Here is a 26,850-nt window from a genome sequence, read left to right on the forward strand (position 1 = left end):
CCCTCCCACCAGGGCAGTTTGCAGGCAGCTTTTCCTAGGACTATTTTTTGATGGTGAGGTGAAGTGCTCACAAGGCTGCACCGGGCTGGAGGAAACATGAAGTCTCACGAACACAACGTCAGTGGGAAAAGCCCAGCTCCCGGCAATGCGAAGAAATTCGCTGTATGGGCCAGGAAACTCTGGCCGCTACCAATCCTGTTGCTCGCCACGCTGGCGCGAGTGTACGGTTCAACGGCCTCCGCCATATGGTGCGACGAGGGCTCCAGCTTGTTGATGAGCCAGTACTCACCCTCGCTCATCTGGGTCCACAGCGCCCATGACGTACACCCACCACTTTACTTTCTCCTTCTACACGCCTGGATAGCTGCATTCGGGGACAGTGTCTTTTCGGTCAGGTTCATCAGCGTGCTGACAGGTGTTGGCACTGTAGCCCTGGGCATGTGGCTGGCTTACCAGATTGCAACACGACGTGCAGCCGTACTGGCTGGTGTTTTGTTGGCCTTGCTGCCAATTGCAGTGCGTTATAGTCAAGAAGCGCGCATGTACTCCCTAATGGGATTCTTCCTGCTGGGAGCAACCATCGCGCTTGTATATTGGGTAAAAAATCCTGAGCGCCACCGCTACCTTTTCGTGTATGTGCTGTTAATGGCGGCAAGTTTCTATACTCATTATTTCACTGGCCTTTGCGTACTGTCTCACTGGGCTTATCTATTGCTTGTACGCGGCGACAAACGCCGCCTCATCACTCGGCCAGCATGGTGGGTCGCCAACAGCTTGATCGTCTTGTTGTATATCCCCTGGATTCCCAGCTTGATCGACCTGCTGCAGCACCTTGACCAACTGAAGGCGGGTGGCGACATTGGCTGGATACTGCCCGTTACACTGCATTCACTGCCATCGACACTCTGGCAGTATCTGGCCCTGACCGATGGCCTGGATCTGAAATGGCCAGTTTACTTTGCACTGCCACTAGCGTTGGCGCTGCTAACGGGCGCTGTCTGCCGGCATGATCGAAGCCCGCATAAATTGCATACGCTAATGGCGATCTATACGTTTCTGCCGTTGATCGTCGTATTTTTGGTCTCGTGGATCACGCCACTTCTGGTCGAACGTTATCTGATGTTTTCTGCCCTGGGCTTACCGATAATACTGGCAGTCGCCTTTGATCGAATGAAGCGTAGTTTTCGCTATGCGGCAATAGCCACCCTGGTGACTTTTCTGGCGGTAGAGTTGGGCGGCCTGAGTAATTACTATCAAAAGGATGATGATCAGTTCAACACGCTGGTCAACTTCGTCAATGAAAACTATCGTGCGAATGACCGTATTATCGTCAGCGATCTTTTCTGGTATTTCAGCTATGTCTACTATAACAAGACCGGGTCAGTGCCACTGCTCTATACGCCGCCACAGGCCAACGGCGCTTCGGGTCGGCCAGGTAACTACGGATTTGGCACACTGGTGAACAATGATGCCGATAAAATCTATTTCGACAGCCTTGAAAATCTACCCGTCGGCCAAACCAGAGTCTGGTTGATTAGCAATAGCGAACCGCCCGATGATTTCTCTCCCATCCCGGAAAATTGGCATAAGGTCAGTACGTTAAAAGTCGGCGATACCCAAGTGCGCCTTTACAGTGTTCGCTTGCCCTATAACGTGAAAGCAAACTAGCCCCAGCCTTACCCTGCTAACTCGAAATGTATCGGCGGCATCCGGGATACTGAAATACCCCTCCGTTTATCAGGGCAATCTTGATAACCATCAAAGCGCTGAGTCGTGCTCACTTACCGCTCAGGAAGCCGTAGCACAGGTCTCATTGATGCCATCTGCGCATCAATTAATGAAAAATGAACGATTATCTCCAGCGCTGCTTTCGACGATCATTCCAGAAATAAGCACTTACAATTATTAAGAAACGCTGGAGATCCACCATGAGTCTGCCATCACACTCGGTGCCCGAGGGCAAGTCCAAGGCCGGTATGGTCTTCCGGGTTACGTCCGGAAACTTCCTCGAACAGTTCGACTTCTTCCTGTTCGGCTTCTATGCCACGCATATCGCGGCGGCCTTCTTCCCCGCGTCCAATGAATTCGCCTCGTTGATGATGACCTTCGCCGTGTTTGGCGCAGGCTTCCTCATGCGCCCGCTGGGTGCGGTGATCCTGGGTGCGTACATTGATGACGTAGGCCGACGCAAAGGGTTGATCGTCACGCTGGCGATCATGGCCAGCGGGACCTTGCTGATCGTGCTGGTGCCCGGTTACGCCAGCATCGGGCTTCTGGCCCCGGCGCTGGTGCTGATCGGGCGCTTGCTGCAAGGGTTCTCGGCGGGTGCGGAGCTTGGCGGGGTTTCGGTGTACCTGGCCGAAATGGCCACGCCAGGGCACAAGGGCTTCTACGCCAGCTGGCAGTCCGCCAGCCAGCAGGTGGCTATCGTCGTCGCCGCAGCGCTTGGCTTTGCCCTCAATGAATGGCTGTCTGCCGCCGAGATCGCCCAGTGGGGCTGGCGCGTGCCGTTTGCTGTGGGCTGCATGATCATCCCGGTGATCTTCCTGCTGCGTCGCAGCTTGCAGGAAACCGAGGAGTTCGCTGCGCGCGAGCATCGCCCTACCATGAAGCAGGTGCTGGCGACGCTGGCCGCCAATTCCGGCATGGTGCTGTTTGGCATGCTGATGGTTGCCATGACCACCACCGCCTTCTACATGATCACGGTGTACGCGCCGACCTTCGGCAAGACCGTGCTGCAACTGAGTACCGGTGACGCGCTGCTGGTGACCTTGCTGACGGCGGTGTCGAACTTCATCTGGTTGCCCATCGGCGGTGCGCTCAGCGATCGCTTGGGGCGCAAGCCGCTGCTGCTGGCCATGTCGCTGATGACGGTGATCACCGCTTACCCGGCGCTGACCTATCTGGCCCAGTCGCCGAGCTTTGGCCACATGCTTGAAGTGCTGCTGTGGTTCTCGTTCCTGTACGGCATGTACAACGGGGCGATGATCCCGGCGCTGACCGAGATCATGCCGGTGGAGGTCCGCGTGGCAGGTTTCTCGCTGGCTTACAGCCTGGCGACTGCACTGTTCGGTGGTTTCACCCCGGCCATCTCGACCTGGATGATCCATGTCACCAATGACAAGGCGGCACCCGCCTACTGGATGATGTTTGCCGCGCTCTGTGCATTCGTCGCCACCTGCATGCTGTACCGTCGCCTGGCCAATCGCGCACCGGTGGCTGTATGAGGACCTCGATGAAAGCGTTACTTGCCGCTGTTCTCCTGGCTGGCTGCAGCCTAGCCCAGGCTGCCGAACTGACCGTGATGACCTCGGGCGGTTTCACCGCCGCCTACAAGCAACTAGGGCCCAAGTATGCCGCGCAGAGCGGCGATACACTGGTCACTGTGCTCGGGCCCTCGATGGGTAAGGCACCCGAGGCGATTCCCAATCGCCTCGCACGCGGTGAGCACGCCGATGTGGTGATCATGGTCGGCTATGCGCTGGATGAGCTGATCCGCCAGGGCACGGTCGACCCTGCTTCACGGGTCGAGCTGGCGGACTCGCGCATCGGCATGGTGGTCAAGCAGGGCCAGGCCAAGCCTGGTATCGCCACTCCCGACCAACTGAAGCAGACACTGTTGGCGGCCAAATCGGTGGCCTACTCGGACAGCGCCAGTGGCGTGTATATCGAGAAAGAGCTGTACAAGAAGCTGGGTATCGAGGACCGCCTGGTCGGCAAGAGCACCATGGTCGAGCGCATACCGGTGGCCTCGCAGGTGGCTCAGGGCACCTATGAGCTTGGTTTCCAGCAGGTTGCCGAGTTGCTGCCCGTGCCGGGTGTGACCTTCGTTGGCAAGATTCCAGAAAGCCTGCAGTCGGTGACCCGCTTCGCCGCCGGTATTCCGAAGGATGCCGAGCACCCCGCCGAGGCGAAACAGCTTCTGCAATACCTGGCTTCACCTGCCGTGCAGCCTGACGTACGCGCCACCGGCCTGGATTCAGTCGCCCGCTAATACGCCGGGCAATTCCCGAATCAGCCTTACCATCTCGAGTGCCGCAGGCGTCAGCGTGCGGCCGCGGCGCTTGAGCAGGCCCATCTTGCGGCTGACCTGCGGTTCGACCAGTGCAACGCTGGCGAGGATCGGATGCGGCGTCATCGGTAGCGCGATCGATGGCACCGCCGCAATACCCAGGCCTGCTTCGATCAGGCCAAGCAGGGTGGTCACGTGCCTGGCTTCGCACACACTCTCTTTGCTGACCTGCATCCCGGCCAGCGCCCGATCCAGTACCAGACGGTTGCCTGACGATTTGCCCAGGGTGATGTAGTCGTGTTCGTAGGCTTGTGCCCAAGTCACCTTGTCCAGCTTGGCCAGCGGGTGATCCTGGCGGCAGGCGATGACATAGCGTTCTTCGAGCAAGACACTGAATTCAATCTCCGGGGCAAGGTTGCCAGTGAAGCTAAGGCCGAAATCCGCTTCGCCGGAGGCCACGGCGGCACTGACTTCGTTGGCAGAGGCGTCGTACAGGTTGATGCGCACTTTCGGATACTGCGCATGGAAGGCGCGAATCGCATGGGGCATGAAGTAGTAGGCGGCTGACGGCACGCAGGCGATGGTCAGTGTGCCGGTACGCAGTGAGCCACCATCACCGACGCTGAGCAGCGCCAGGTCGAGGTCGTCCAGCAGGCGTTCGACCTGCGGCAGGAAAGCACGCCCGACATTGGTCAGCGACACCTTGCGCGTGGTGCGTTCGAGCAGTTTCACCCCCAACGCCGACTCGAGTTTTTCGATGCGCCGGCTCAACGCCGACTGGGTGATGCGAATGGTATCGGCGGCGCGGCGGAAGCTGCCTTGCTCGACCACGGCACGGAAGGCCTGCAAGTCGTTCAGATCGAAATTGATGCTCACCCGGTGGGCCCCGCTGGTTTGATCGAAAGCGTGCATCAATGGTATTTCGAAAAAACCGGCGGAGCCAGCGGGGTCAGATCTGCATGGCCATGCCGTGCACGTTCATCGCGGCCTGGCGCAGGGCTTCGGAGCGGGTCGGGTGCGGGTGGCAGATCAGGGCGATGTCTTCAGCCGAGGCGGCGAACTCCATGGCCACGCAGAACTCGCCGATCATCTCGCTGACGCTCGGGCCGACCAGGTGCACACCGAGCACCTCATCGGTGTTGGCATCGGCGATGACCTTGGCGAAGCCTTCGGTCTCGTGGTTGATCTTGGCGCGGCTGTTGGCAGTGAAGGGGAACTTGCCAACCTTGTAGGCGCGGCCTTCGGCCTTCAGTTGCTCTTCGGTCTTGCCGACCGTAGCCAGTTCCGGACGGGTATAGATCACGCCGGGGATCAGGTTGTAGTTCACTTCATGGGGCTTGCCGGCGATGCGCTCGATGCAGGCGACCGCTTCGTCTTCAGCCTTGTGCGCCAGCATCGGGCCGGAGGTGACGTCGCCGATTACCCACACACCTGGCACCGAGGTGCGGTGGTGCTGGTTGCTGAGCATGCCGCGCTTGTCGGTTTCCAGCCCTACGCTCTCAAGGTTCAGGCCCTTGGTATAAGGACGACGGCCGATCGCGACCAGCACATAGTCGGCCTGCAGGGTTTCAGCGGCACCACCAGCAGCCGGCTCAAGGGTCAGGCTGACACCTTCGGCTTCAGTTTTTGCCTGGGTGACCTTGCTACCGAGCTTGAAGGCCATGCCTTGCTTGGCCAGGGCTTTTTGCAGGGTCTTGGCGGTTTCTTCATCGGTGCCCGGGCAGATGCGGTCGAGGTACTCGATGACAGTGACTTGTGCACCCAGACGGCGCCACACCGAACCCAGTTCCAGGCCGATGACGCCCGCGCCGATCACCACCAGGTGCTTGGGGACCTGTGGCAGGGCCAGGGCACCGGTGGAGTCGATGATACGCTGGTTGTCGATGGTCACGCCGGGCAGGGGAGTGGGCTCGGAGCCGGTGGCAATGACGATGTCCTTGGCCTGCAGTGCGGTCTCGCTGCCATCTTCAGCCTTGACGATGACCTTGCCGACGCCATCCAGGCGGCCCCAGCCTTTGATCCAGTCGACCTTGTTCTTGCGGAACAGGTACTCGATGCCCTTGGTCAGGCCGGTTACGCTCTCGTCCTTCTGTTTCATCATCTGGGCGAGGTTGAGCGTCGGCTTCACTTCGATGCCGAGGTGAGCGAACTCGTCGCCGCTGGCAGCTTCATAAAGCTCGGATGCGTGCAGCAACGCCTTGGACGGCATGCAACCGACGTTCAGGCAGGTGCCACCGAGGGTCGAACGGCCTTCCACACAGGCGACGCTCAGGCCCAGCTGGCCGGCGCGGATCGCTGCGTTGTAGCCGCCAGGGCCGCCGCCGATGATCACCACGTCATAGGATTTCATGGGTTTTGTACTCCAGATGAGGAAGCGCGAGAGGGGCATAAGGTTAAGCTCAGAAGCGCAGATTGTATACAATCTGTTGCTCTCATCAGATCAGTTGGTTCTAGACCTTGGTCTCGTTTAGAGGAAACCTCCCACGAATGAACTACTCTGATCCCGCGACGTTCGAAATTACAGGCGTCGTGGCCTGATAGGGAAAGGAGGGGTGTTCATGCTTGCTCAACTTCCACCGGCACTGCAAAGCCTGCATCTGCCGCTGCGGCTGAAACTGTGGGACGGCAACCAGTTCGATCTGGGCCCAAGCCCTCAGGTCACCATCCTGGTCAAGGAGCCGCAGCTGATCAGCCAGCTGACCCACCCAAGCCTGGACCAGCTGGGCACTGCGTTCGTGGAGGGCAAGCTGGAGCTGGAAGGTGATATTGGTGAAGCCATCCGCGTGTGCGACGAGCTCAGCGAAGCGCTGCTGATCGACGAAGATGACACCCCGCCAGAGCGTCTGGCCCATGACAAGCGCACAGACGCCAAGGCTATTTCCTACCACTACGACGTCTCCAACGACTTCTATCAACTCTGGCTCGATCAGGACATGGCCTATTCCTGCGCCTATTTCCGTGAGCCGGACAACACCCTGGATCAAGCTCAACAGGACAAGTTCGATCACCTGTGCCGCAAGCTACGCCTGGATGCCGGTGACTACCTGCTCGATGTGGGTTGTGGCTGGGGTGGGTTGTCGCGTTTCGCCGCGCGTGAATATGGCGCCAAGGTATTCGGTATCACCCTTAGCAAAGAGCAGCTCAAGCTTGGGCGCGCGCGGGTAAAGGCCGAGGGCCTGGCCGACAAGGTCGACCTGCAGATTCTCGACTATCGCGACCTGCCACAGGACGGCCGCTTCGACAAAGTGGTCAGCGTTGGCATGTTCGAGCACGTCGGGCACGCCAACCTGGCGCTGTATTGCCAGAAGCTGTTCGGCGCGGTGAGGGAAGGTGGCGTGGTGATGAACCATGGCATCACTGCCAAGCACATCGATGGCCGACCTGTCGGGCGAGGGGCAGGTGACTTCATCGACCGTTACGTATTCCCCAATGGTGAGCTGCCGCATTTGTCGATGATCACCGCCTGCATCTGTGAAGCGGGGCTGGAGGTGGTGGACGTCGAGAGCCTGCGCTTGCACTACGCCAAGACCCTGCATCACTGGAGCGAGAACCTCGAGAACCAGTTGCACAAAGCGGCGGGGCTGGTGCCGGAGAAGACCTTGCGCATCTGGCGCCTGTACCTGGCCGGGTGTGCTTATGCGTTCCAGAAGGGCTGGATCAACCTGCATCAAATTCTGGCCGTGAAGCCTTATGCCGACGGGCACCATGATCTGCCGTGGACGCGGGAAGATCTTTATCGTTGAACCTCTATCACTGAACGCAGAGGGGGCCGCAAAAGCGGCCCCTTCTTCATTCAGAGAATGGGTGAAATCAGCCGCGCGATGCGCATCCCCAGCTGCTGAACGCGATGGGTATCACGACTGTCCTCGGCGGTGATCTCACGGGCCTGTTCGAAGTCTTCCAGCAGCATCGCCTCCACCTGGTCGGCGAATGGGCGGTCTACCGTCAGCAAGGTGATCTCGAAGTTGAGCCGGAACGAGCGGTTGTCCAGGTTGGCGCTGCCGATCGCGCTGATCTCGTCATCCACCAGCACTACCTTCTGGTGCAGGAAGCCAGGCTGATAACGGAACATCCTCACCCCTGCGCGTACCGCTTCGAACGCGAACAGGCTGGAGGCCGCATAGACGATCTTGTGATCGGGCCGAGAAGGAATCAGCACGCGCACATCCACCCCGCGCAGCACCGCCAGACGTAAGGCAGCGAACACCGCTTCATCCGGGATGAAGTAAGGGCTGGTGATCCATACCCGTTTGTTCGCCGAGTGGATGGCCTCAATGAAGAACAACGAACAGGTTTCCTGCGGGTCTGCCGGGCCGCTGGCCAGGGCTTGGCACAGTACGCCGTTGTCGGGGTAGGTGTCTGGCAGAATCAAAGGTGGCAGCTGACGCGTGGCCCAGTACCAATCCTCGGCAAACGACTCCTGCAGGCAGGCCAGTACTGGGCCGCTGATCTGCACATGGGTATCGCGCCAAGGTGACAGATGTGGATCCTTGCCGAGGTATTCGTCGCCTACGTTATGCCCACCGATGAAGCCGAGCAGGCCATCGACCACGACGATCTTGCGGTGGTTGCGGAAGTTGACCTGGAAGCGGTTGAACCATCCGCGGCGGGTGGCGAAGGCATGGATCTGCACACCGCCTTCACGCAGCACCTGGCTGTAGCTAGCGGGCAGGGCATGGCTGCCGACACGGTCGTACAACACGAATACCTTCACCCCCTCGGCCGCCTTGCGCAGCAACAACTGCTGCAGGTCTTTGCCCAGGGTGTCGTCGTGGATGATGAAAAACTGGACCAGCACTGCTTCGCGTGCCTGCTCGATGGCGGCGAAGATAGCGTCAAAAGTGGCTTTGCCGTTGATCAGCAGCTTCACTTGGTTATTAGCCAGGCAGGGCATTCGCCCGAGTTTCGGCATGGCCCGCAAGGCTGCGTAGCTTTCTGATTCTCGGGCAGTGAGGGCTTCCTCTACCCAGGGCCGCCAGTTGAGGCTGGCCATGGCCACGTGCATTTCCTGGTTGGCCTGGCGCCGGGCCTGGATGTAGGCGTAGAAGGATCGCGCACCAAAGATCAGGTAGGGAATCAGCGTGAAGTAAGGAATGAAGAACAACGACATGGCCCAGGCAATTGCGCCTTGAGCGGTACGCACGGTGAACACTGCATGCAACGCGGCGATCATGCCGAGCAAATGAATCAGGCCGAGCACGTAGCCGAAAAAGTAGGGGCTGTGGTAATCCATACGCATCCTGCTTGCCGAACACACAGTGGATAACAGAACACGTTCCACGTCCGGCTTTCAACCTGAAAGCGGATTTGGCGTCTAAGGCTGAGCCCGGCCCGTTGGCCGGTTTTTCGAGGAGCGTTCGTACATGAAGATTCGTCTGCAACTGTTGGCCCTGGCCTTGGGCCTGGGCAGCCCACTGGTACATGCGCAGATGTTGCAACCTGGTTTGTGGGAACTGACTACCAGCAACATGCAGGTCGATGGCAAGCCGTTACCCGATATGCAGTTCATGCTCGGGCAATTGAAGAACCTGCCGCCGGAACAGCGGGCCATGATGGAAGGGGTATTGGCCAAACAGGGTGTTACGATTGGCGGCAATGGGGTGCGTTCGTGCCTGACGCGTGAGCAGGTGCAGACCAACGATATTCCGTTGCAGGATCCGAAGTCGGGTTGTACCCAGAAGATCACCGACCGCACCGGTAATGTCTGGAAGTTTCAGTTCAGCTGCCCGAAGGCCCAAGGCACCGGCCAGGCGACTTTCCTCAGCGACAAGGAATTCACCACTCAGGTGAACGGCACCTTCAATGCCTCGGGCGTTCAGCAGCAGGGCAGTATGAACACCCGGGCCGTATGGCTCGGCAACGACTGCGGCACAGTCAAACCCCGTACCTGAGTTTCACCACTGCCACTGGCTGCTGGCTACCGCATCGTGGGCATGCAGGCTCTCTGCATGTTCCACGCGCAGCTTGAAGGCGCTACCCCACTCCGACTGCCGTAGCGACTGATGCAGTCGCCGAGCGGCGTCCTCGCAGAACATCAGGTTCTGCCCATTGGCCAAAGCGAACGCCTGTTCGTCTGCACGCTTTACGGCGGTTTGCACAGCCGTACCCAGGCTGGTCTCAATCCGGTCGATCAATTCGGTTATGGGTAACGACTCCAGATTGTCTTGCAGGCGCACGCTTATCAGCGCCTGGCTGCGCTGGCTATGCGGCGTTGCGACGATGCCCTGGCTGCTGCCCAACCACTCCAATACCGCACTGCGTTCCAGGTGCTGCCCTGAGAAATCAGCCTCGAACTGCTGTTGAATCAGTTGCCTTGCCAGCGCTGCCGAGCAAGGGCATGTTGAGGAGTACGGCACACGAACTGATAGTTCCACGTGGAACATTTCATTTTCTATCTTCGCTTCGAGGGTGATTGGATAGCGCTTCCAGCCAGCGAGTGGGCTGACCAAGGCGGGTCGTTTCAGCAAGTGCTCGAAAGCCAGGTTGAGATAAGCAGCGCTGGAAAGCCCTTCGTGACTGGCGAGAAAGTCTGCCAGAAGACGGCGAATGACCAAGGGCGTCAACGGCTGCTCTTCAAGCGATTCCAGTGCGAGGTAGAGGCGAGACATATGGATGCCCCGCGAAGTGCCATCTACCAGGCTGACACCGGCATTGGCCATGGCCGACACCTGACGGCCGTCAAATTGGATGGGTAAGGCGATACCGCACATACCGACCCAATCAAGCGGGACGGCGTGCGCTTGGGGCTGTGTGGCAATGTCCGGAAGCGTCAGGCTAGTCATGGGGATACCAGGCAAAAGGGGTCAGCGACATCCGCCGACCAGGCTGCAATGCAAATTGAAACGTTGGCCGCTGGAACTCGACACGCGATTTAACGTGGTCCAGCCAACACGTCGGCTGTAGCCGAACCAGGCTTCGCCATCGCTGGCCAGCCCGGTGAACAACGTCAGCGCGCCATAGCGGCTGTTGGTCTGCGACCAGAGCCGGCGAGTGGCCGTGTCGAAGCCGCGCAAGTAGAAATGGCTGCCTTCGGTGCGCACGCTGTAGTAACTGCCTTTACCGTCCTGGCAGGCGAGTAGCGTTGCGCTCCGGGTACACAGCGCTAGCGAACTGCCTTGCGCCAATGCCAAGGCAGGCACGGGCGTGAGAAGCAGCAGCAACAGGGCAGCACGTGACAGGCTCATTTCCATCTCCGAAGTACGCTTGCGACGAGTACGGCTTGGCGAAATTATATTGTTACTTTATAACATTGTGCAATGCATCGTTTCGAGTGCGTCCGCCTGAAGAGGTTTCACCATGTCCAACCGCCTCCCTGTCACCGTGCTGTCCGGCTTCCTCGGCGCCGGCAAGAGCACCTTGCTCAACCATGTACTGCGTAACCGCGACAACCTTCGGGTCGCGGTGATCGTCAACGACATGAGTGAAATCAACATCGACGCCAGCGAAGTGCAGCGCAACGTCAGCCTTAACCGCGCAGAAGAAAAACTGGTCGAGATGAGCAACGGCTGCATCTGCTGCACCCTGCGTGAAGACCTGTTGGAAGAAGTCGCGCGACTGGCCGAGGAAGGCCGCTTTGACTATTTGCTGATCGAGTCCACCGGTATCTCGGAACCCCTGCCGGTCGCCGAAACCTTCACCTTCTGCGATGAGCAAGGCCGTAGCCTGTCCGATATGGCGCGCCTGGACACCATGGTCACCGTGGTCGATGGCCTGAATTTCCTGCGCGATTATCAGCAAGCCGATAGCCTGGCCAGCCGCGGCGAGACGCTGGGTGAAGAAGATGAGCGCTCCATCAGCGACCTGTTGATCGAACAGGTCGAGTTCGCCGATGTGCTGTTGCTGAGCAAGATCGACCTGATCAGCCAGCACGAGCGAGAGGAACTCACCGCCATTCTGCGCAGCCTCAATGCCCGCGCGCAGATCGTGCCGATGGTCATGGGCCAGGTGCCGCTGGCGCGGATTCTCGATACCGGGCTGTTCGATTTCGACCAGGCCGCGCAGGCACCCGGTTGGCTGCAGGAGTTGCGCGGCGAGCACATACCGGAAACCGAGGAGTACGGCATCGCGGCGACCACCTGGGAAGCCCGCCGGCCACTGCATCCTCAACGCTTCTTCGATTTTATCCACAACACCTGGCGCAACGGCAGGCTGCTGCGCTCCAAGGGCTTTTTCTGGCTGGCCAGCAAATTCCAGGAAGCCGGCAGCTGGTCGCAGGCTGGCGGCATGATGCGTCATGGCCTGGCCGGGCGCTGGTGGCGGTTTGTTCCACGCGAGCATTGGCCACAGGATGAGCAGAGCACGGCGGACATTCTCAAGCATTGGCACGCCGAAACCGGTGACTGCCGCCAGGAGCTGGTATTCATTGGGCAGAACATCGACTTCGCGCGGTTATCCACAGAGCTGGATGCCTGCCTGCTGAGCGATGAGGAAATGGCGCTCGGGCCGGTGGCCTGGCTTCGCCTGCCGGATCCGTTCGGTCCCTGGCATGCCGAGGAAGCAGCATGAACCCGGCGTTGCGCCCTGTGGATATCCGCCAGGCCTTTGGTGAAGCGCCAAAGGTACTCACCGAGATCTTCCAGGATGGCGTGAACCTGGCCGTCTGGCAGCGCCGCTTGCCAGCTCAGCTGGAAGACTTTGCCGCCTTGGCGGTCAGCCTCGGCCAGCCCCTGGCAGACCAGCGCGTACTCGATGTGAACGAGCACGAGCCGCCGCGACTGCCTGGCTTGCTGCAGGAGGCAGCCGAGCTGCAGGGCTACGAGGGATTTGTTGCCGAGGTGAAGTGGCTGGTATCGGCCTACACCTGCCTGCTCGGTGCACGGCGGGTGGGGTTGCGGCTGCGGGTGCTGCAAGGTGCCATGTGCCCGCGCTTCCATGTGGATAACGTGCCCGTGCGCTTGCTGACCACCTACGTCGGCCCTGGCAGCGAATGGCTGGAAGAAGGCGCAGTAGAGCGGGTAGGTCTGCATCTGGCGGCAGCGCCTGTGGATAACATTCGCACCCTGCAGGCGGGTGAGGTGGCTGTGCTCAAAGGGGAAAAATGGCTGGGTAATGAAGGCGCGGGACTTATCCACCGCTCGCCAGCCAGTGAACAGCGGCGGTTGCTGCTCAGCCTTGACTGGCTGGCATGACGGGGCATAGTGGGGTGAACTCCGCATAGAAGTCCTGGCATGCTGCAGAACATCCCCACCTACGTCATCGCCGGTCCCTTGGGGGCTGGCAAGACCAGCCTGATCCGCCAGCTGATGGCCCAGCGCCCTGCAAACGAACGCTGGGCCGTGCTGGTCAACGAATTTGGCCAGGTCGGCCTCGACGCGGCGTTGCTCAGCCGTGACGAGGACGGTATCGCCATCGGCGAGGTGGCCGGTGGCTGCCTGTGTTGCGTGAACGGTACACCGTTCCAGGTCGGGCTCGGCCGCCTGCTGCGCAAGGCTCGGCCCGACCGGTTGTTCATCGAGCCTTCCGGGCTTGGTCATCCTGTGCAGTTGCTGAACCAGCTGCAGCAGCCACCCTGGGTTGGGGTGCTGGCGGTGCAACCGTTGGTGATGGTGCTGGATGCTCATGCACTGGCCCGAGGTGAGCCATTACCGGAGGCTCAGCAACAGGCCTTGCAAGCGGCAGCGCTGGTTCTGCTGAACAAGGCAGACGCTGTGGATGAAGATATTAAGCTGTTGATAAATAAAGAGTTTTTAAATATCCACACGATTTGGACCCAGCAGGGCTTGGTCGAACTCGACATGCTGCCTGTTTCATCCACAAGTCGAATCAGTGACAGTTCTGTGAATAATTTGCCTGAAGCGAGTCTATCCACAGCGCCTTCAGCCCTGTGGATAGATACTTCCATGCCAATTTGCTCAGCTCAGGAAGGTGAGGGGGGGTGGAGCATCGGCTGGCGCTGGCACCCCAGTCAGCGATTTGACCCGCAGCGCTTGCAGGCATTTCTTGCGGCCTGGCCATGGCGGCGTGCCAAGGGAGTTATCCACAGTGCGGATGGGTGGCAGTCATTCAATGGGCTGGACGCTGACTTGCCGCAGTGGCAGCCAAGCGAATGGCGCAAGGACTCGCGCATCGAGCTGATCTTCGAGCAGGCGCAGCCAGAGCCGCTGTTACAGAGGGCTCTGGCGCAATGCCTGATCTGATTGTCAATTGCGCCAGCGATTGTGTTCCTGGCGCCATTGCTGCATCTCGATCACATTGTCAGCCCGTGGTGGTGTCCTGATCTCGAACGGGTAGGGTGCCAGTTCGATCTGCGCGCTGTGGGCGCCGAACTGGGTCACGGTGCCAGGGTGGCGTTGTTCACCGGTCACGGTGAACTCGAAGGCATAGACCCGGGCCAGGCGCTTCTTGCCGTTTGCATCGCGGATGAACGCAATGCGTTTGAGCGCAACGGCGTCATCCAGCAGCTCCAGGTCGAGCTTGGCGCAATGCTGTTTGACCCGCTCCAGGGCCTTCTCGCGCAGCCCATGGTTGTGCCATAACCAAGCGCCTGCCGTGGCCAACAACATCAGGACGAAGAGATTCTCCAGGGTCAACATTTACGTATGCTCCAAACAGGTCGAACCAGCTTAACTGCGTCCCTGGCCTGTCGTACAGGTGGCAATCGAGTCCATACTGCGCGCTGCACAATCCTTGAAACAGCTTTGGAATCTTCCCGCATGAAACGTACCCCGCATCTGCTCGCCATCCAGTCCCACGTGGTGTTCGGCCACGCCGGCAACAGCGCTGCGGTGTTCCCCATGCAGCGTATCGGGGTCAACGTCTGGCCCCTCAATACTGTACAGTTTTCCAATCACACTCAGTATGGCCAGTGGGCGGGCGAAGTGCTCGCTCCAGCGCAAATTCCTGCGTTGGTGGAAGGTATTTCCAACATCGGCGAGCTGGGCCAATGCGACGCCGTGCTGTCCGGCTATCTGGGTAGCGCCGAGCAGGGGCGGGCGATTCTGGCTGGCGTCGAACGCATCAAGGCTGTGAACCCGAAGGCACTGTACCTGTGTGACCCGGTCATGGGCCATGCGCAGAAGGGCTGCATCGTTCCGCAGGAGGTCAGCGAGTTCCTGCTCGATGAAGCCGCGACCAAGGCGGATATCCTTTGCCCCAATCAGCTGGAACTGGACAGCTTCTGCGGCCGTCGTGCGCAATCGCTCGAGGACTGCGTGAGCATGGCGCGCGGCCTGCTCGAACGTGGCCCGCAAGTGGTGCTGGTCAAGCACCTGTCGTATCCGGGCCGTGATGAAGGCTTGTTCGAGATGTTGCTGGTGACCCGCGAAGAAAGCTGGCACCTGCGTCGTCCCCTGCTGGCCTTCCCGCAGCAACCGGTTGGCGTGGGTGACCTGACTTCGGGGTTGTTCCTGGCCCGGGTGCTGCTGGGCGACAGCTGGCTGCAGGCCTTTGAATTCACGGCAGCGGCCGTGCATGAGGTGCTGCTGGAAACCCAGGCCTGCGCCAGCTACGAACTGCAGCTGGTGCGTGCCCAGGATCGCATTGCTCACCCACGCGTGCGCTTCGAGGCGCAGCGCCTGGCGCTCTAGATCGAGTCGGTTTTCAGGTCCTGGTAGCGCTTTTCCAGTTCCTGGCGGATCTGGCGGCGCTGCTGGCCTTGCAGGAAGCGGCGCTTCTCTTCGCTGGAGTGCGGCTGGAGTGGCGGCACCGGCACCGGGCGGCGGTTGTCATCAACCGCGACCATGGTGAAGAAACAGCTGTTGGAATGGCGTACCGAGCGCTCGCGGATGTTCTCGGTGACCACCTTGATACCCACTTCCATCGAGGTGTTGCCGGTGTAGTTGACCGAGGCGAGGAAGGTCACCAGCTCGCCGACATGTACCGGCTCGCGGAAGATCACCTGGTCGACCGACAAGGTCACCACATAGCTGCCGGCATAGCGGCTGGCACAGGCATAGGCCACTTCGTCGAGGTACTTGAGCAAGGTGCCGCCGTGTACGTTGCCAGAAAAGTTGGCCATGTCCGGGGTCATCAGGACGGTCATGCTCAGCTGGGCGTTTCCAGGTTCCATAGTGTGCTCACGGTGAGGTTGCGCTGAATCGGGGCGGGTATCTGCTGACACTTCTGTTTCCCCTCTAGAAGGTTTGCCTTCCTGAATTACGGGACGTTGCCGGACGCTCCATCGTCACGCCAATTACGTCATCACAGACGGCTGATCAGCCGATCTGTTTCTACATATTGCACCGGCTTTTTGCGGCGGGGTGCGATGTTAACCTGACTACGCCCATGCAACGTGGGCGTTCTTGCATTCAATACAGTATGTACTTGCTGCTCGCTCGGCTTGGCCTTGGCAGAGGAGCGGTCTGCCTGGGCATCCAGCAAAGTCGACAAGGAGTATCGCGCCATGCATGCCATCAGCTTCATCCAGGACCTGGCAGTGATCATGCTGGTCGCCGGTGTGGTGACGATTCTTTTTCATCGCCTCAAGCAGCCCGTGGTACTGGGCTACATCGTCGCCGGCTTCATCATCGGCCCGCACACGCCGCCGTTCGGCCTGATCCACGACGAAGACACGATCAAGACCCTGGCCGAGCTGGGGGTTATCTTCCTGATGTTCTGCCTGGGCCTGGAGTTCAGCCTGCGCAAGCTGTTCAAGGTCGGCGCCACGGCATTTATCGCGGCGTTCCTGGAAATCGTCCTGATGATCTGGATCGGTTTCGAGATCGGCCGCTGGTTCGGCTGGAATACCATGGACTCGCTGTTCCTTGGCGCGATCCTGGCGATTTCCTCGACCACCATCATCGTCAAGGCGCTGAATGACCTGAAGATGAAGAACGAGCGCTTCGCCCAACTGATCTTTGGCGTGCTGATTGTCGAGGACATCCTCGGCATCGGCATCATCGCCTTGCTGTCCGGCATCGCCGTCAGTGGCTCGGTCAGCTCCGGCGAGGTGTTTTCGACGGTCGGCAAGCTGTCGTTGTTCATGATCGTCGCGCTGGTCATCGGCATCCTGTTGGTGCCGCGCCTGCTGGCCTACGTGGCGAAATTCGAAAGCAATGAGATGTTGCTGATTACTGTGCTGGGCCTGTGCTTCGGTTTCTGCCTGTTGGTGGTCAAGCTGGAATACAGCATGGTACTGGGGGCCTTCCTGATCGGTGCGATCATGGCCGAGTCGCGCCAACTGTTGAAGATCGAGCGCCTGATCGAGCCGGTGCGCGACCTGTTCAGCGCGATCTTCTTCGTCGCCATCGGCCTGATGATCGACCCTCAGGTGCTGATTGACTATGCCTGGCCGATCGTGGTGATCACCCTGGCGGTGGTGCTGGGCAAGATGCTGTCGTGCGGCATGGGCGCATTCATCGCCGGTAACGATGGCCGTACCTCGCTGCGGGTGGGTATGGGCCTTTCGCAGATTGGCGAATTCTCCTTCATCATCGCGGCCTTGGGGATGACCCTTCAGGTCACCAGCGACTTCCTTTACCCGGTGGCGGTGGCGGTTTCGGCTATCACTACGCTGCTGACGCCTTACCTGATCCGCGCCGCCGACCCGCTGTCACTGAAGCTCGGCAACGTGGTGCCACGGCGCCTGGCGCGGGTGCTGTCACTGTATGGGGAATGGTTGCGCAACATTCAGCCGCAAGGTGAAAGTGCCATGCTGGCGGCGATGATCCGGCGCATCCTGCTGCAGGTGGGGGTCAACCTGGCGCTGGTGATCGCGATTTTCTTCAGCGGCGGTTATTTTGCCGGACGCATCGGCAATTGGCTCAATGAGTGGGTGACGGATGTCAGCCAGCAGAAGGCGTTGATCTGGGGCGCGGCGTTGCTGCTGTCGCTGCCTTTCCTGATTGCCGCCTATCGCAAGCTCAAGGCACTGTCGATGCTGTTGGCTGAGATGGGCGTGAAGCCGGAAATGGCCGGCCGGCATACCCAGCGTGTGCGTCGCGTGATTGCCGAGGTGATTCCGCTGGTGTCGCTGCTGGTGATCTTCCTGCTGCTGTCGGCGTTGTCGGCGAGCATCTTGCCGACCAGCGAGCTATTGCTGGTGATCGCGGTGGTAGCAGCGGTGGTGGTGGCGTTGCTGTGGCGCTGGTTCATCCGCGTGCATTCGCGGATGCAGATCGCCTTGCTGGAGACGCTGGAGAACAGTCGCGATCATTCGCACTGAGGGCATGCCCTCTGCGCAAGATTTCACCGTCGTCCGAGGGGATGGAGCGGTAGCGATGTCGCCAGGCGCAGAAAGCCTGGCGATCTTAACTGGGATGATGGCGCTAAGCCATTGTTTTGACTGCGCTTTTCAGCTTTCCAGCCACACGTCCCGTGCCCAGTGCCACACCGACTCCCAGCTCTCCTCGGCAACGGCTTCTTCGTCGCCTTCCCACAGCACCACGGTGCCGTCTTCCTCGACGCAGTAGTAATTATTGCCGTCCTCGCAGAGCGGAATCAGGTCGCGCGGCACACCGGCGTCCCAGGCGTTGGCAGCGACGTCGGGCAGGTAGGTGTGCGACTGCGGATCGGTGCAGGTCACCGGCTCCAGCGAGCCATAGACCACATCGCTGACCGTCAGCAGAAACTCCTTGAACACGAACGGAATGTTGATGAACAGCTGTTCCTCGATCTCGACCAGTTGGTCTTCATCGGGAAGCTCCAGCGGCACCGGCACGGGTTCATTGGCTTCACGGAGTTGTTCGATCACTTCTTCCACGGTTTACATCCTCTGACCTTGATGACAACGCTGCGCGTTATACCCTAGTAGCCTGCTCTGGCAAAAGCAAAAACCCCGGGACAGGCCCGGGGTTTTTTGTGCAACGTGCGACGGTTAACCGTTTTGACGGATACCGGCGACCAGCCATGGCTGGTTCTCGCCCTGGGCGCGAACCATGTGCCAGCTTTCGCTGAAGGCTTCGCCCTGGTCGAAGCGCGAGGTCTTCGACACGCCACGGAAGGTCAGGGTGGCGTCGGTGCGGTCGGCGCGATCGTCGACACCGTCCAGTTGCACATCGAGGTCATCGATGTAGGTGGACTGGAAGCCATCACCCAGGTCGGCACGCTCGCGCTTGAGGAATTCAAGCATCTGCGGGGTGACGAACTCGGCGATCTTGTCCATCTCGTTGGCATCCCAGTGCTGCTGCAGCGACTGGAAGTGGCTGCGGGCCGCAGCCAGGAAGCTCTGCTCGTTGAACCAGGCCGGTGCGTTGATTACCGGAGCGGCTGCGGCGGCAGGGGCGGCCGAACCACCGAAGATCGACGGCTGGGCTGGCTGCTGGCCATGGGCTTCACGCTGGAACGGCGCGTGGCCCGGAGCGGCCATTTGCGGCTGCTGCTGACGACGGCGTGCGGCAATGAAGCGGAACACCAGGAAGGCGATCAGGCCCATGATCAGGAAGTCCATGATCTGCATGCCCTGGAAGCCGTCACCCATGAACATGGACGCCAGCAGGCCACCGGCGGCGAGGCCGGCCAGTGGGCCCAGCCAGCGCGAGGCACCGCTGGCGGCGGCCGGGGCGCGGCCTGGAGCGGTCGGCGCGGCAGCAGGCGTGGTTGGCGTAGCCTGGCGGGTCTGGTGGATAGGTGCGGCGCCCGAGCTCTTGCCGCCGCCGAAACGCTTGGCGTTGGCGTCCAGGCTCAGCGTCAGGCCGACGCAGAGCGCCAGTGCGATGCTAAGAAAACGTTGCATAAATGGGATTTCCCCTGTTGTGGATTGCACGCGCGCCATGGTGCACAGGTTCCTGTGCACATGACCAGCGACAAGATGTTTCCAGCTTTTGCCTGGAATGTTTCGAGGCTTTTAGATGGCCTCTAGCTTGGCATATCCCAGCATGAGCCATTTGCTGCCTTCGGCAAAGTTCACCTGCACCCGCGCCTGGGCACCGGAACCCTCGAAGTTGAGGATCACCCCTTCGCCAAACACTGCGTGCTGCACGCGCTGGCCCAGGCTGAAGGCGGTCTGCGGAATGGCCGCATTGGCAAACAGGTTGCTGCTCGTGCTGGTCGAACCGCCGAACGGTCGGCTGACACTGTTGGAAAGGCGTACTTCCTGAACCAGGCCACTCGGAATCTCACGTACGAAACGAGAAACCTTGTTGTAGGTCTCGCTGCCATAAAGGCGGCGGGTCTCGGCATAGGTCATGATCAGCTGGCGCATGGCGCGGGTGATGCCCACGTAGGCCAGGCGGCGTTCCTCTTCCAGGCGGCCGGGTTCTTCCAGGCTCATCTTGTGCGGGAACAGGCCTTCTTCCATGCCCACCAGGAAGACGTAGGGGAATTCCAGGCCCTTGGCGCTGTGCAGGGTCATCAGCTGGATGCTGTCTTCGTGCTCGTCCGCCTGGGTATCGCCGGCCTCCAGCGAAGCGTGGCCAAGGAAGGCCGACAGCGGCGACAGGTCGGCGTCGTCTTCGCTGGTTTCGAAGTTGCGCGCGGCGCTGACCAGTTCCTCAAGGTTTTCTACCCGTGCCTGGCCCTTTTCACCCTTTTCTTCCTGGTGATAGATGATCAGGCCGGACTGCTCGATGGCCGTCTGGGTCATGGTGTGCAGCGGCATATCCGCAACCTTGCTGGCCAAGCCCTCGATCAACTCGATAAAGGCACCCAGGGCAGAAGCGGCGCGGCCTTTCAGCGCCTTGGCGGCCAGCAACTGGCACATGGCTTCCCACATGGACAGCTGGCTGTGGCGGGCATGCTCGCGAATGGCCTCGACGGTTTTCTCGCCAATTCCACGGGGTGGCACGTTGATTACCCGCTCCAGTGCCGCATCGTTGCCGCGGCCTTCGATCAGGCGCAGGTAGGCCATGGCATTCTTGATTTCGGCACGCTCGAAGAAGCGTTGGCCACCGTAGATGCGGTAGGGGATGCGTTCGCGCAGCAGGGCTTCTTCGAGCACCCGCGACTGGGCGTTGGAGCGATACAGGATGGCGATGTCATTGCGCGCGCTGCCTTGCTTGATCAGGCTCTCGATGGTCTCGACCACATAGCGCGCTTCATCGTGCTCGTTGTAGGCGGCATACAGCGTCAGCGGTTCGCCTTCGCCCATGTCGGTCCACAGTTCCTTGCCCAGGCGCCCGCTGTTGTTGGCGATCAGCGCGTTCGCGGCCTTGAGGATGCCGCCGGTGGAGCGGTAGTTCTGCTCCAGGCGGATCATCTCGGCGTCGGGGAAGTCGGCCGTGTACTGGTGAATGTTCTCGATCTTGGCGCCGCGCCAGCCGTAGATCGACTGGTCGTCGTCGCCCACCGCCATCAGGCTGCCACCGTTCTTGCCTGCCAGCAGGCGCAGCCAGGCGTACTGCACGGCGTTGGTGTCCTGGAATTCGTCCACCAGCAGGTGGCGGAAGCGCCGCTGGTAGTGTTCCAGCAGGCCAGGGTGGTCGCGCCACAGGTCGAGGGCGCGCAGCAGCAATTCGGAGAAATCGATGACCCCGGCGCGCTCACAGGCCAGTTCATAGGCACTGTAGACATCACGCATGGTCTGCAGGAACAGGTCGCCGCTGGCCTGGATATGTTGTGGGCGCAGGCCCTCGTCCTTTTGCCCGTTGATGAACCATTGCGCCTGGCGCGCTGGCCATTTCTGCTCGTCCAGGCCGAGCTCGCGCATGACACGCTTGATCAGCCGCTGCTGATCATCGCTGTCGAGAATCTGGAAGTTCTGCACCAGGCGTGCTTCCTGCCAGTGCGCCCGCAACAGGCGGTGCGCCAGGCCGTGGAAGGTGCCCACCCACATGCCGGCCGGGTTGATACCCAGCAACTGCTCGATCCGCTGGCGCATTTCGGCGGCAGCCTTGTTGGTGAAGGTCACCGACAGGATCGAGTGCGGCGATGCCTGCTCGACCTGGATCAGCCAGGCGATGCGGTGCACCAGCACGCGGGTTTTACCGGAACCGGCGCCAGCAAGCACCAGCTGACGCCCAAGCGTGGCCGCGACGGCCTGGCGTTGGGCATCGTTGAGGGAATTCAGCAGGAGGGAGAGGTCATCTGTGTGCATCCGGCCATTCTAGGGGCAGGCCGGTCAACGGGCAAACGCCTACTGTATAAATATTCACCTGTCGCGCTGTCGCTCATCGGGTTCTGGTACTCGCGACATTTCAGCTGTACCAGTATCCGTACCCGCGTGGCTTGGTGAAAGATGACCCGGAGGAGTTTGGCCAGGGCTGCCGTTTGTGTAAGATCGCAGCTCGTTTAGTGCCAACCATAACAAGAACACTACAAGAACCAGCGCTATGAACCAGGACTGCACGGCGATCGGAGTATCGCCGGAGATGACAAGGAATGTGCGCAGGCAGTTCGCCACTCAGCTCTCCGTCGAGCGAACGCGTCTGCTGTATCAAGGCTCTCTGTTACCTACATTGTTCATGCTGCTCAACGGCCTGCTGTGCGCCTGGCTGTTGTGGAACCCTGGGCGCTATCTGCTGGTGGGCGTTTGGCTGGTGTGGCTGCTGGCGCTGGTGGCCCTGCGGGTGATCCAGGTTGCGGCGTTCGATGCAGCCACGGCGCAACGCCAGGCCAACCCCGGCTGGCGCCGCATGTTCCTGTTCGGTTCGGCGTTCAGCGGCCTGACCTTGGCCTGTGCCGCAATCGCGCTGGTGCCGGAAGACAACTTCGTGCAGCAGGCCTGGGTGTTCGGGCTGCTGGGGATGGCCGCCTTGAGTGCGAGCATTGCCTATGCAGTCAGCCTGCCGGCCTTTCTCAGCTTTGCCTTGCCCTGCCTGTTGCCACCCATCCTGTTCCTGTTCTACTTCGAGGCGGGGCAGCAGCGCGGTTGGGGCTGGCTCGGGCTGATCCTGCTGGCGGCGTTGCTGGTGGTGGCCTGGCAGGTCAACCGCCTGCTCGACCGCAGCCTGCTGCGGCGTTTCCAGAATCAGGCGTTGAACCAGGACCTGCAACGGGTCTCGGCGCAGAAGGTGCTCGAAGAGCAGCAGCGCCTTGCTGCCACGGTGTTCGAAGCCTGTAATGAGGGTGTGGTGATTCTCAGCGCCGATTTCGGGGTGCTGGCGGTGAATCAGGCTTACTGCCAGATGACTGGCTATAACCGCTCCGAGCTGCTGGCGCGCGAGTTGTTCGAATTGCCATGCCACAGTGATGCGCGCAGGCACAGCCAGGCCATCGAGTCGGCGCTGGCGCAGCAAGGCGGTTGGCAGGGTGAACTGGTAGAGGCGCGCAAGCACGGCGAGCTGCACCCGCAACGCTTGCAGCTGACGGCTGTACGTGACGCCCAGGGCCAATTGAGCCAGGTGGTCGGCTTCTTTACCGACCTGTCGGCGTGCCGGGCATCCGAGGAGCGCCTGCGCTATCTGGCGCACTACGATGAACTGAGCGGGTTGGCCAACCGTTCACTGTTCCGGTTGCGCCTGCAGCAAGCCGCGCAACGCGTGCGCAGCAACGGCCGCAGCCTTGCCCTGCTGCATATCGACCTGGACCGTTTCAAGCTGCTCAATGAAAGCCTGGGCCATGAACTGGCTGATCAACTGATTCGCAAGATTGCCCGGCGCATTGTCAGCACCGTTCCCGAGGCGGACACCGTGGCGCGGCTGTCCGGCGATGAGTTTGCCGTGCTGTTCGATGGTTACAGCAACCTGTCGAGCCTGGTGCGGGTCACCACCCGCTTGTTGAACAAGTTGCGCAAGACGCAGCGGCTCGATGGGCATGAGGTGGTGGTCAGTGCTTCGGTGGGTATCAGTGTGCTGTCCGATGTCACGCTCGATGCCGATGCCCTGATCAGCCAGGCAGACATGGCCAAGCAGCATGCCAAGCATCTGGGCGGTGACAACTTCCAGTTCTATACCGAGAGCCTGCGCGCCAGCACCCTTGAGCGCCTGCAGCTGGAGAACCAGCTCCGCAAGGCCATCGAAGAAGAACAACTGATGGTCTATTACCAGCCCAAACTGTGCCTGCTCAGTGGGCACCTGCATGCTGCCGAAGCACTGGTGCGCTGGCAGCATCCAGAGAGGGGCATGGTGCCGCCAGGGGAATTCATCGGCCTGGCAGAAGAAACCGGGCTGATCGCCCCTATTGGTGAGTTCGTGCTCCGGCAAGCCTGCAAACAAGCGCGCGAATGGCTGCGGCAAGGGCTGGAGGTTCGGGTTTCGGTCAACCTGTCGGTCTACCAGCTGCGCCAGGGCAAGCTGGTCAGTCTGGTGCGTCAGGTGCTCGAGGAAACCGGCTTGGCGCCGCATCTGCTGGAGCTGGAGCTGACCGAAAGCCAGCTGCTGGACAGCGTCGAACACATCATCACGACCTTCGAGCAACTGCACGCACTGGGAGTGAAGCTGGCCATCGATGATTTTGGCACCGGCTATTCGTCATTGAGCTACCTCAAGCGCCTGCCGGTGGACTACGTGAAGATCGACCAGGCATTCATCCGTGGCCTGTCCGAGGGTAGTCAGGATGCAGCCATCACCCGGGCGATCATCACCCTGTCCAGAGGCCTGGGCCTGAAGGTGGTGGCGGAAGGGGTGGAAACGGCGGAACAATTGGCGTTCCTGCGTGAGCAGGCGTGTGATGAGGTTCAGGGCTATCTCATCAGCAGGCCTGTTCCTGAGCCGGAGTTCAGGCAGATGCTTGCCCGTCCATGGGCGCATTGAGCGCAAGATCACTCAGCCATGCCAGTGCCTGCCATGCCTGGCCAGCAGGCTGTTGGCCTGTTCCGGGCCGTTGTTGCCAGCAGCATAGTGGCGGGGCGCCTGGAAGTGCTCTTCCCAACCCTTGATGATCGGGTCGATCCAGGCCCAGGCGGCCTCCACTTCGTCGCGGCGCATGAACAGCGTCGAATCGCCTTCCAGGATGTCCAGCAGCAGACGCTCGTAGGCGTCCCAACGGCGGGTCTGGCCAAATACCTGGGCAAGGTTCAGGTCCAGGTCGACCGGCTCCAGGCGCATGCCCTTGCCGGGGCTCTTGGTCATCATGCGCAGGCTGATGCGTTCCTCCGGCTGCAGCTGGATCAGCAGCTGGTTGACCTGGCCGCCACTGAACAGCTCGTGGGGCACTGGTTTGAACTGGATGACGATCTGCGACGAGCGCCGCGCCATGCGCTTGCCGGTCCGCAGGTAGAAGGGCACGCCGGCCCAGCGCCAGTTGTCGATGTGGGCGTGCACGGCGACGAAGGTTTCGGTGTCGGTGTCGTTGTCGACATCTTTCTCGAAGTAGTAGGCCGGTACTTCCTGGCCGCCGATGTGGCCGGCACCGTACTGGCCACGCACGGTCTTGTCCTGCACATCCTGGCCGGTAATGGGCTTGAGGGCGCGCAGGATCTTCACTTTCTCGTCGCGCACGGCTTCGGCTTCGAATTGCGCAGGTGGCTCCATGGCCACCAGGCACAGCAGCTGCAGCAGGTGATTCTGCAGCATGTCGCGGGTCGCTCCGGCGCGGTCGTAGTAGCCACCGCGGTTTTCCACGCCCAGGGTTTCGCAGACACTGATCTGTACATGGTCGACCTGGCCGTTGCGCCATACCGGCTCCAGCAGGGCATTGGCGAAGCGCAGGGCCATCAGGTTCTGCACGGTTTCCTTGCCCAGGTAGTGGTCGATGCGAAACACCTGCGTTTCGTCGAACACCGCGCCGATCGCTTCGTTGATGGCGGTGGCGGATGCCAGCGAGTGGCCGATCGGTTTCTCCAGCACGATGCGCGCTTCGCTGTCGGCCAGCCCGGCAATCCGCAGGTGGTTGGCGATGGGTACGAAGAGGTTGGGTGCAGTGGCCAGGTAGTAGATGCGGGTTAGCCCTCCAGGCTCGCCGAGGTAGCGGGCCAGGCGGCCGAAATCGGCGCTTTGCGCAGCATCCATGGGGAAGTAGTCGAGGCGTGCGGAAAAGCGTTGCCACACATCTTCGTCGAAGTCGTGGCGGGCGATCTGCGCCCGGCAATGGCGCTCGGCGAGCTTGAGGTATTCGTTACGGCTTATGTGGCGGCGGGCGAGGGCAATGATGCGCACCGCGTTGTTCAGGCGCGCCTCGCGATACAGGTGATAGAGCGCTGGCAGCAGTTTGTGCAGGGCCAGATCACCGGTGCCACCGAACACCAGAATGTCGCAAGGAATAGTCAAACCACCACTCTCCACGTTCGTTTAACTGGGCGGGTTGGCGTCCATGTAGTATAACTACAAGAAAGCTACATCCCGGCCAGCCGATCATAACCGAGTCCAGCCCGTGAATCTGTTGCAACATATCGCCCAATCGCGCCACCTGCTGCGCAAATCGGAACTCAAAGTGGCCGACCACGTGCTGCTCGACCCGGCTGCCGTGATGCACAGCTCCATGGCCGACCTGGCGCACAGCGTGGGCATCAGCGAGCCGACCATTGTGCGATTCTGCCGGGCGATCGGTTGTTCGGGTTTTCAGGATCTCAAGCTCAAGCTGGCGCAGAGTCTGGCGGCTGGCGCCAGTTTCGGCCAGTTCGCGATTCATGAAGACGACTCGGTTGCCGACTACAGCCTGAAGATTTTCGATACTACCCTGCACACGCTGATGGAAGTGCGTGAGCACCTGGACCCGCAGGCCCTGCAGCAGGCCGTGAGCGCCATGGCTCAGGCGCAACGCGTAGAGTTCTATGGCTTTGGTGCATCCGGCGCGGTAGCCGCCGACGCCCAGCACAAGTTCTTCCGCCTGCTGCTCAGCGCCGCAGCCTACTCCGACCCGCACATGCAGGCCATGTCGGCGGTGACGTTGAAGCCGGGTGACGTGGCTGTGTGCATTTCCCAGTCGGGGCGTTCCAAGGACCTGCTGATCACCGCCAACCTGGTGCGCGAAAGCGGTGCCAACCTGATCACCTTGTGCCCAAGCGCGACGCCACTGGCGGAGCTGTCGACGGTCAACCTGGCAATCGACGTGCATGAAGACACCGAGATCTACACCCCACTGACCTCGCGTATTGCTCACCTGGTGGTGATCGACGTGCTGGCCATGGGCGTGGCCATGGCCCGTGG

Annotated in this window: 23 protein-coding genes; 12 read left to right on the forward strand and 11 right to left on the reverse strand. The window is 60.8% G+C overall.

What is annotated here, in order from left to right:
* Positions 1-96: 96 nt before the first annotated feature.
* From F6X59_RS17515 to F6X59_RS17525, 3 genes are all read left to right on the forward strand, one after another.
* The gene (locus F6X59_RS17515) at positions 97-1,668 is read left to right on the forward strand and encodes a glycosyltransferase family 39 protein (protein ID WP_152957292.1); all 1,572 of its coding nucleotides are present in this window, start codon (positions 97-99) and stop codon (positions 1,666-1,668) included.
* 260 nt (positions 1,669-1,928) lie between these two features.
* Positions 1,929-3,227 (forward strand): MFS transporter, encoded by a 1,299-nt coding sequence (locus tag F6X59_RS17520; protein ID WP_152957293.1) that lies wholly within the window; start codon positions 1,929-1,931, stop codon positions 3,225-3,227.
* Positions 3,224-3,994 carry a substrate-binding domain-containing protein gene (locus F6X59_RS17525; protein WP_152957294.1) on the forward strand — a complete coding sequence of 257 codons (771 nt, stop codon included), beginning with the start codon at positions 3,224-3,226 and terminating at the stop codon, positions 3,992-3,994. Before F6X59_RS17520 ends, F6X59_RS17525 begins: the two co-directional genes overlap by 4 nt.
* Here F6X59_RS17525 and F6X59_RS17530 read toward each other — a convergent pair.
* Together F6X59_RS17530 and lpdA are read right to left on the reverse strand one after the other, a co-directional pair.
* On the reverse strand, positions 3,980-4,888 hold the full coding sequence (locus F6X59_RS17530) for a LysR family transcriptional regulator (RefSeq protein ID WP_346652434.1): 909 nt from the start codon (positions 4,886-4,888) through the stop codon (positions 3,980-3,982). The genes F6X59_RS17525 and F6X59_RS17530 overlap by 15 nt on opposite strands.
* Before the next feature lie 73 nt (positions 4,889-4,961).
* Positions 4,962-6,362, reverse strand: a complete 1,401-nt coding sequence (lpdA, locus tag F6X59_RS17535) for a dihydrolipoyl dehydrogenase (RefSeq protein WP_152957296.1) — start codon at positions 6,360-6,362, stop codon at positions 4,962-4,964.
* A 208-nt stretch (positions 6,363-6,570) separates the two neighbouring features.
* On the opposite strand from lpdA, the gene cfaB reads away from it, so the two are divergent.
* Positions 6,571-7,755 carry a C17 cyclopropane fatty acid synthase CfaB gene (cfaB, locus tag F6X59_RS17540; RefSeq protein ID WP_152957297.1) on the forward strand — a complete coding sequence of 395 codons (1,185 nt, stop codon included), beginning with the start codon at positions 6,571-6,573 and terminating at the stop codon, positions 7,753-7,755.
* A gap of 50 nt (positions 7,756-7,805) precedes the next feature.
* Here cfaB and cls read toward each other — a convergent pair whose 3' ends face one another.
* Positions 7,806-9,245: a cardiolipin synthase gene (cls, locus tag F6X59_RS17545; protein ID WP_152957298.1), complete on the reverse strand. Its 1,440-nt coding sequence runs from the start codon at positions 9,243-9,245 to the stop codon at positions 7,806-7,808.
* A 130-nt stretch (positions 9,246-9,375) separates the two neighbouring features.
* On the opposite strand from cls, the gene F6X59_RS17550 reads away from it, so the two are divergent.
* Positions 9,376-9,903 carry a DUF3617 domain-containing protein gene (locus F6X59_RS17550; protein WP_152957299.1) on the forward strand — a complete coding sequence of 176 codons (528 nt, stop codon included), beginning with the start codon at positions 9,376-9,378 and terminating at the stop codon, positions 9,901-9,903.
* Between the two features lie 3 nt (positions 9,904-9,906).
* Here the strand turns inward: F6X59_RS17550 and folE2 are convergent, their stop codons facing one another.
* Entirely contained in the window at positions 9,907-10,794 is an 888-nt protein-coding gene (gene folE2 / locus F6X59_RS17555; protein ID WP_152957300.1) for a GTP cyclohydrolase FolE2, read from the reverse strand.
* 21 nt (positions 10,795-10,815) lie between these two features.
* Positions 10,816-11,196, reverse strand: a complete 381-nt coding sequence (locus F6X59_RS17560; RefSeq protein WP_152957301.1) for a glutamine synthetase — start codon at positions 11,194-11,196, stop codon at positions 10,816-10,818.
* Between the two features lie 112 nt (positions 11,197-11,308).
* Here F6X59_RS17560 and zigA point away from each other — a divergent pair, with 112 nt between their 5' ends.
* Genes zigA through F6X59_RS17575 form a run of 3 tightly spaced genes read left to right on the forward strand, consistent with a single transcriptional unit; the run spans position 11,309 to position 14,148 of the window.
* Positions 11,309-12,517 (forward strand): zinc metallochaperone GTPase ZigA, encoded by a 1,209-nt coding sequence (gene zigA, locus F6X59_RS17565; RefSeq protein ID WP_152957302.1) that lies wholly within the window; start codon positions 11,309-11,311, stop codon positions 12,515-12,517.
* A complete protein-coding gene (locus tag F6X59_RS17570) occupies positions 12,514-13,140 on the forward strand; it encodes a DUF1826 domain-containing protein (protein WP_152957303.1) in 627 nt (208 codons plus the stop codon). Before zigA ends, F6X59_RS17570 begins: the two co-directional genes overlap by 4 nt.
* A 39-nt stretch (positions 13,141-13,179) precedes the next feature.
* A complete protein-coding gene (locus F6X59_RS17575; protein ID WP_152957304.1) occupies positions 13,180-14,148 on the forward strand; it encodes a GTP-binding protein in 969 nt (322 codons plus the stop codon).
* A 3-nt stretch (positions 14,149-14,151) separates the two neighbouring features.
* Here F6X59_RS17575 and F6X59_RS17580 read toward each other — a convergent pair whose 3' ends face one another.
* Positions 14,152-14,544, reverse strand: a complete 393-nt coding sequence (locus F6X59_RS17580) for a DUF3301 domain-containing protein (RefSeq protein WP_152957305.1) — start codon at positions 14,542-14,544, stop codon at positions 14,152-14,154.
* Between the two features lie 120 nt (positions 14,545-14,664).
* Between F6X59_RS17580 and pdxY the strand changes: the two genes are divergently transcribed.
* Complete coding sequence (gene pdxY / locus F6X59_RS17585) at positions 14,665-15,537, forward strand: pyridoxal kinase PdxY (RefSeq protein WP_152957306.1); 873 nt, start codon at positions 14,665-14,667, stop codon at positions 15,535-15,537.
* Here the strand turns inward: pdxY and F6X59_RS17590 are convergent.
* Positions 15,534-16,019, reverse strand: coding sequence for an acyl-CoA thioesterase (locus F6X59_RS17590; RefSeq protein ID WP_152957307.1), 486 nt, complete (start codon positions 16,017-16,019; stop codon positions 15,534-15,536). The two genes, pdxY and F6X59_RS17590, sit on opposite strands and share 4 nt — an antisense overlap.
* 333 nt (positions 16,020-16,352) lie before the next feature.
* Between F6X59_RS17590 and F6X59_RS17595 the strand changes: the two genes are divergently transcribed.
* Positions 16,353-18,113 carry a cation:proton antiporter gene (locus tag F6X59_RS17595; protein WP_152957308.1) on the forward strand — a complete coding sequence of 587 codons (1,761 nt, stop codon included), beginning with the start codon at positions 16,353-16,355 and terminating at the stop codon, positions 18,111-18,113.
* A 129-nt stretch (positions 18,114-18,242) separates the two neighbouring features.
* Here the strand turns inward: F6X59_RS17595 and F6X59_RS17600 are convergent, their stop codons facing one another.
* The 3 genes from F6X59_RS17600 to uvrD all read right to left on the reverse strand — a co-directional run bounded on the left by F6X59_RS17600 (position 18,243) and on the right by uvrD (position 21,920).
* The gene (locus F6X59_RS17600; RefSeq protein WP_027917084.1) at positions 18,243-18,650 is read right to left on the reverse strand and encodes an SMI1/KNR4 family protein; all 408 of its coding nucleotides are present in this window, start codon (positions 18,648-18,650) and stop codon (positions 18,243-18,245) included.
* Positions 18,651-18,764: 114 nt separating this feature from the next.
* Positions 18,765-19,622, reverse strand: a complete 858-nt coding sequence (locus F6X59_RS17605; RefSeq protein WP_110638879.1) for a Tim44 domain-containing protein — start codon at positions 19,620-19,622, stop codon at positions 18,765-18,767.
* A gap of 111 nt (positions 19,623-19,733) precedes the next feature.
* Positions 19,734-21,920 carry a DNA helicase II gene (uvrD, locus tag F6X59_RS17610; RefSeq protein WP_152957309.1) on the reverse strand — a complete coding sequence of 729 codons (2,187 nt, stop codon included), beginning with the start codon at positions 21,918-21,920 and terminating at the stop codon, positions 19,734-19,736.
* A gap of 367 nt (positions 21,921-22,287) precedes the next feature.
* On the opposite strand from uvrD, the gene F6X59_RS17615 reads away from it, so the two are divergent.
* Complete coding sequence (locus F6X59_RS17615; RefSeq protein ID WP_372240429.1) at positions 22,288-24,516, forward strand: putative bifunctional diguanylate cyclase/phosphodiesterase; 2,229 nt, start codon at positions 22,288-22,290, stop codon at positions 24,514-24,516.
* A 12-nt stretch (positions 24,517-24,528) separates the two neighbouring features.
* Here the strand turns inward: F6X59_RS17615 and zwf are convergent, their stop codons facing one another.
* The gene (gene zwf / locus F6X59_RS17620) at positions 24,529-25,971 is read right to left on the reverse strand and encodes a glucose-6-phosphate dehydrogenase (RefSeq protein WP_152957310.1); all 1,443 of its coding nucleotides are present in this window, start codon (positions 25,969-25,971) and stop codon (positions 24,529-24,531) included.
* 103 nt (positions 25,972-26,074) lie between these two features.
* Here zwf and F6X59_RS17625 point away from each other — a divergent pair.
* Positions 26,075-26,850: SIS domain-containing protein (locus F6X59_RS17625; protein ID WP_372240430.1), on the forward strand; the 776-nt coding region annotated here is incomplete at its 3' end.

This window comes from Pseudomonas sp. MN1F, assembly GCF_009391885.1.
Classification (GTDB): Bacteria; Pseudomonadota; Gammaproteobacteria; order Pseudomonadales; family Pseudomonadaceae; genus Aquipseudomonas.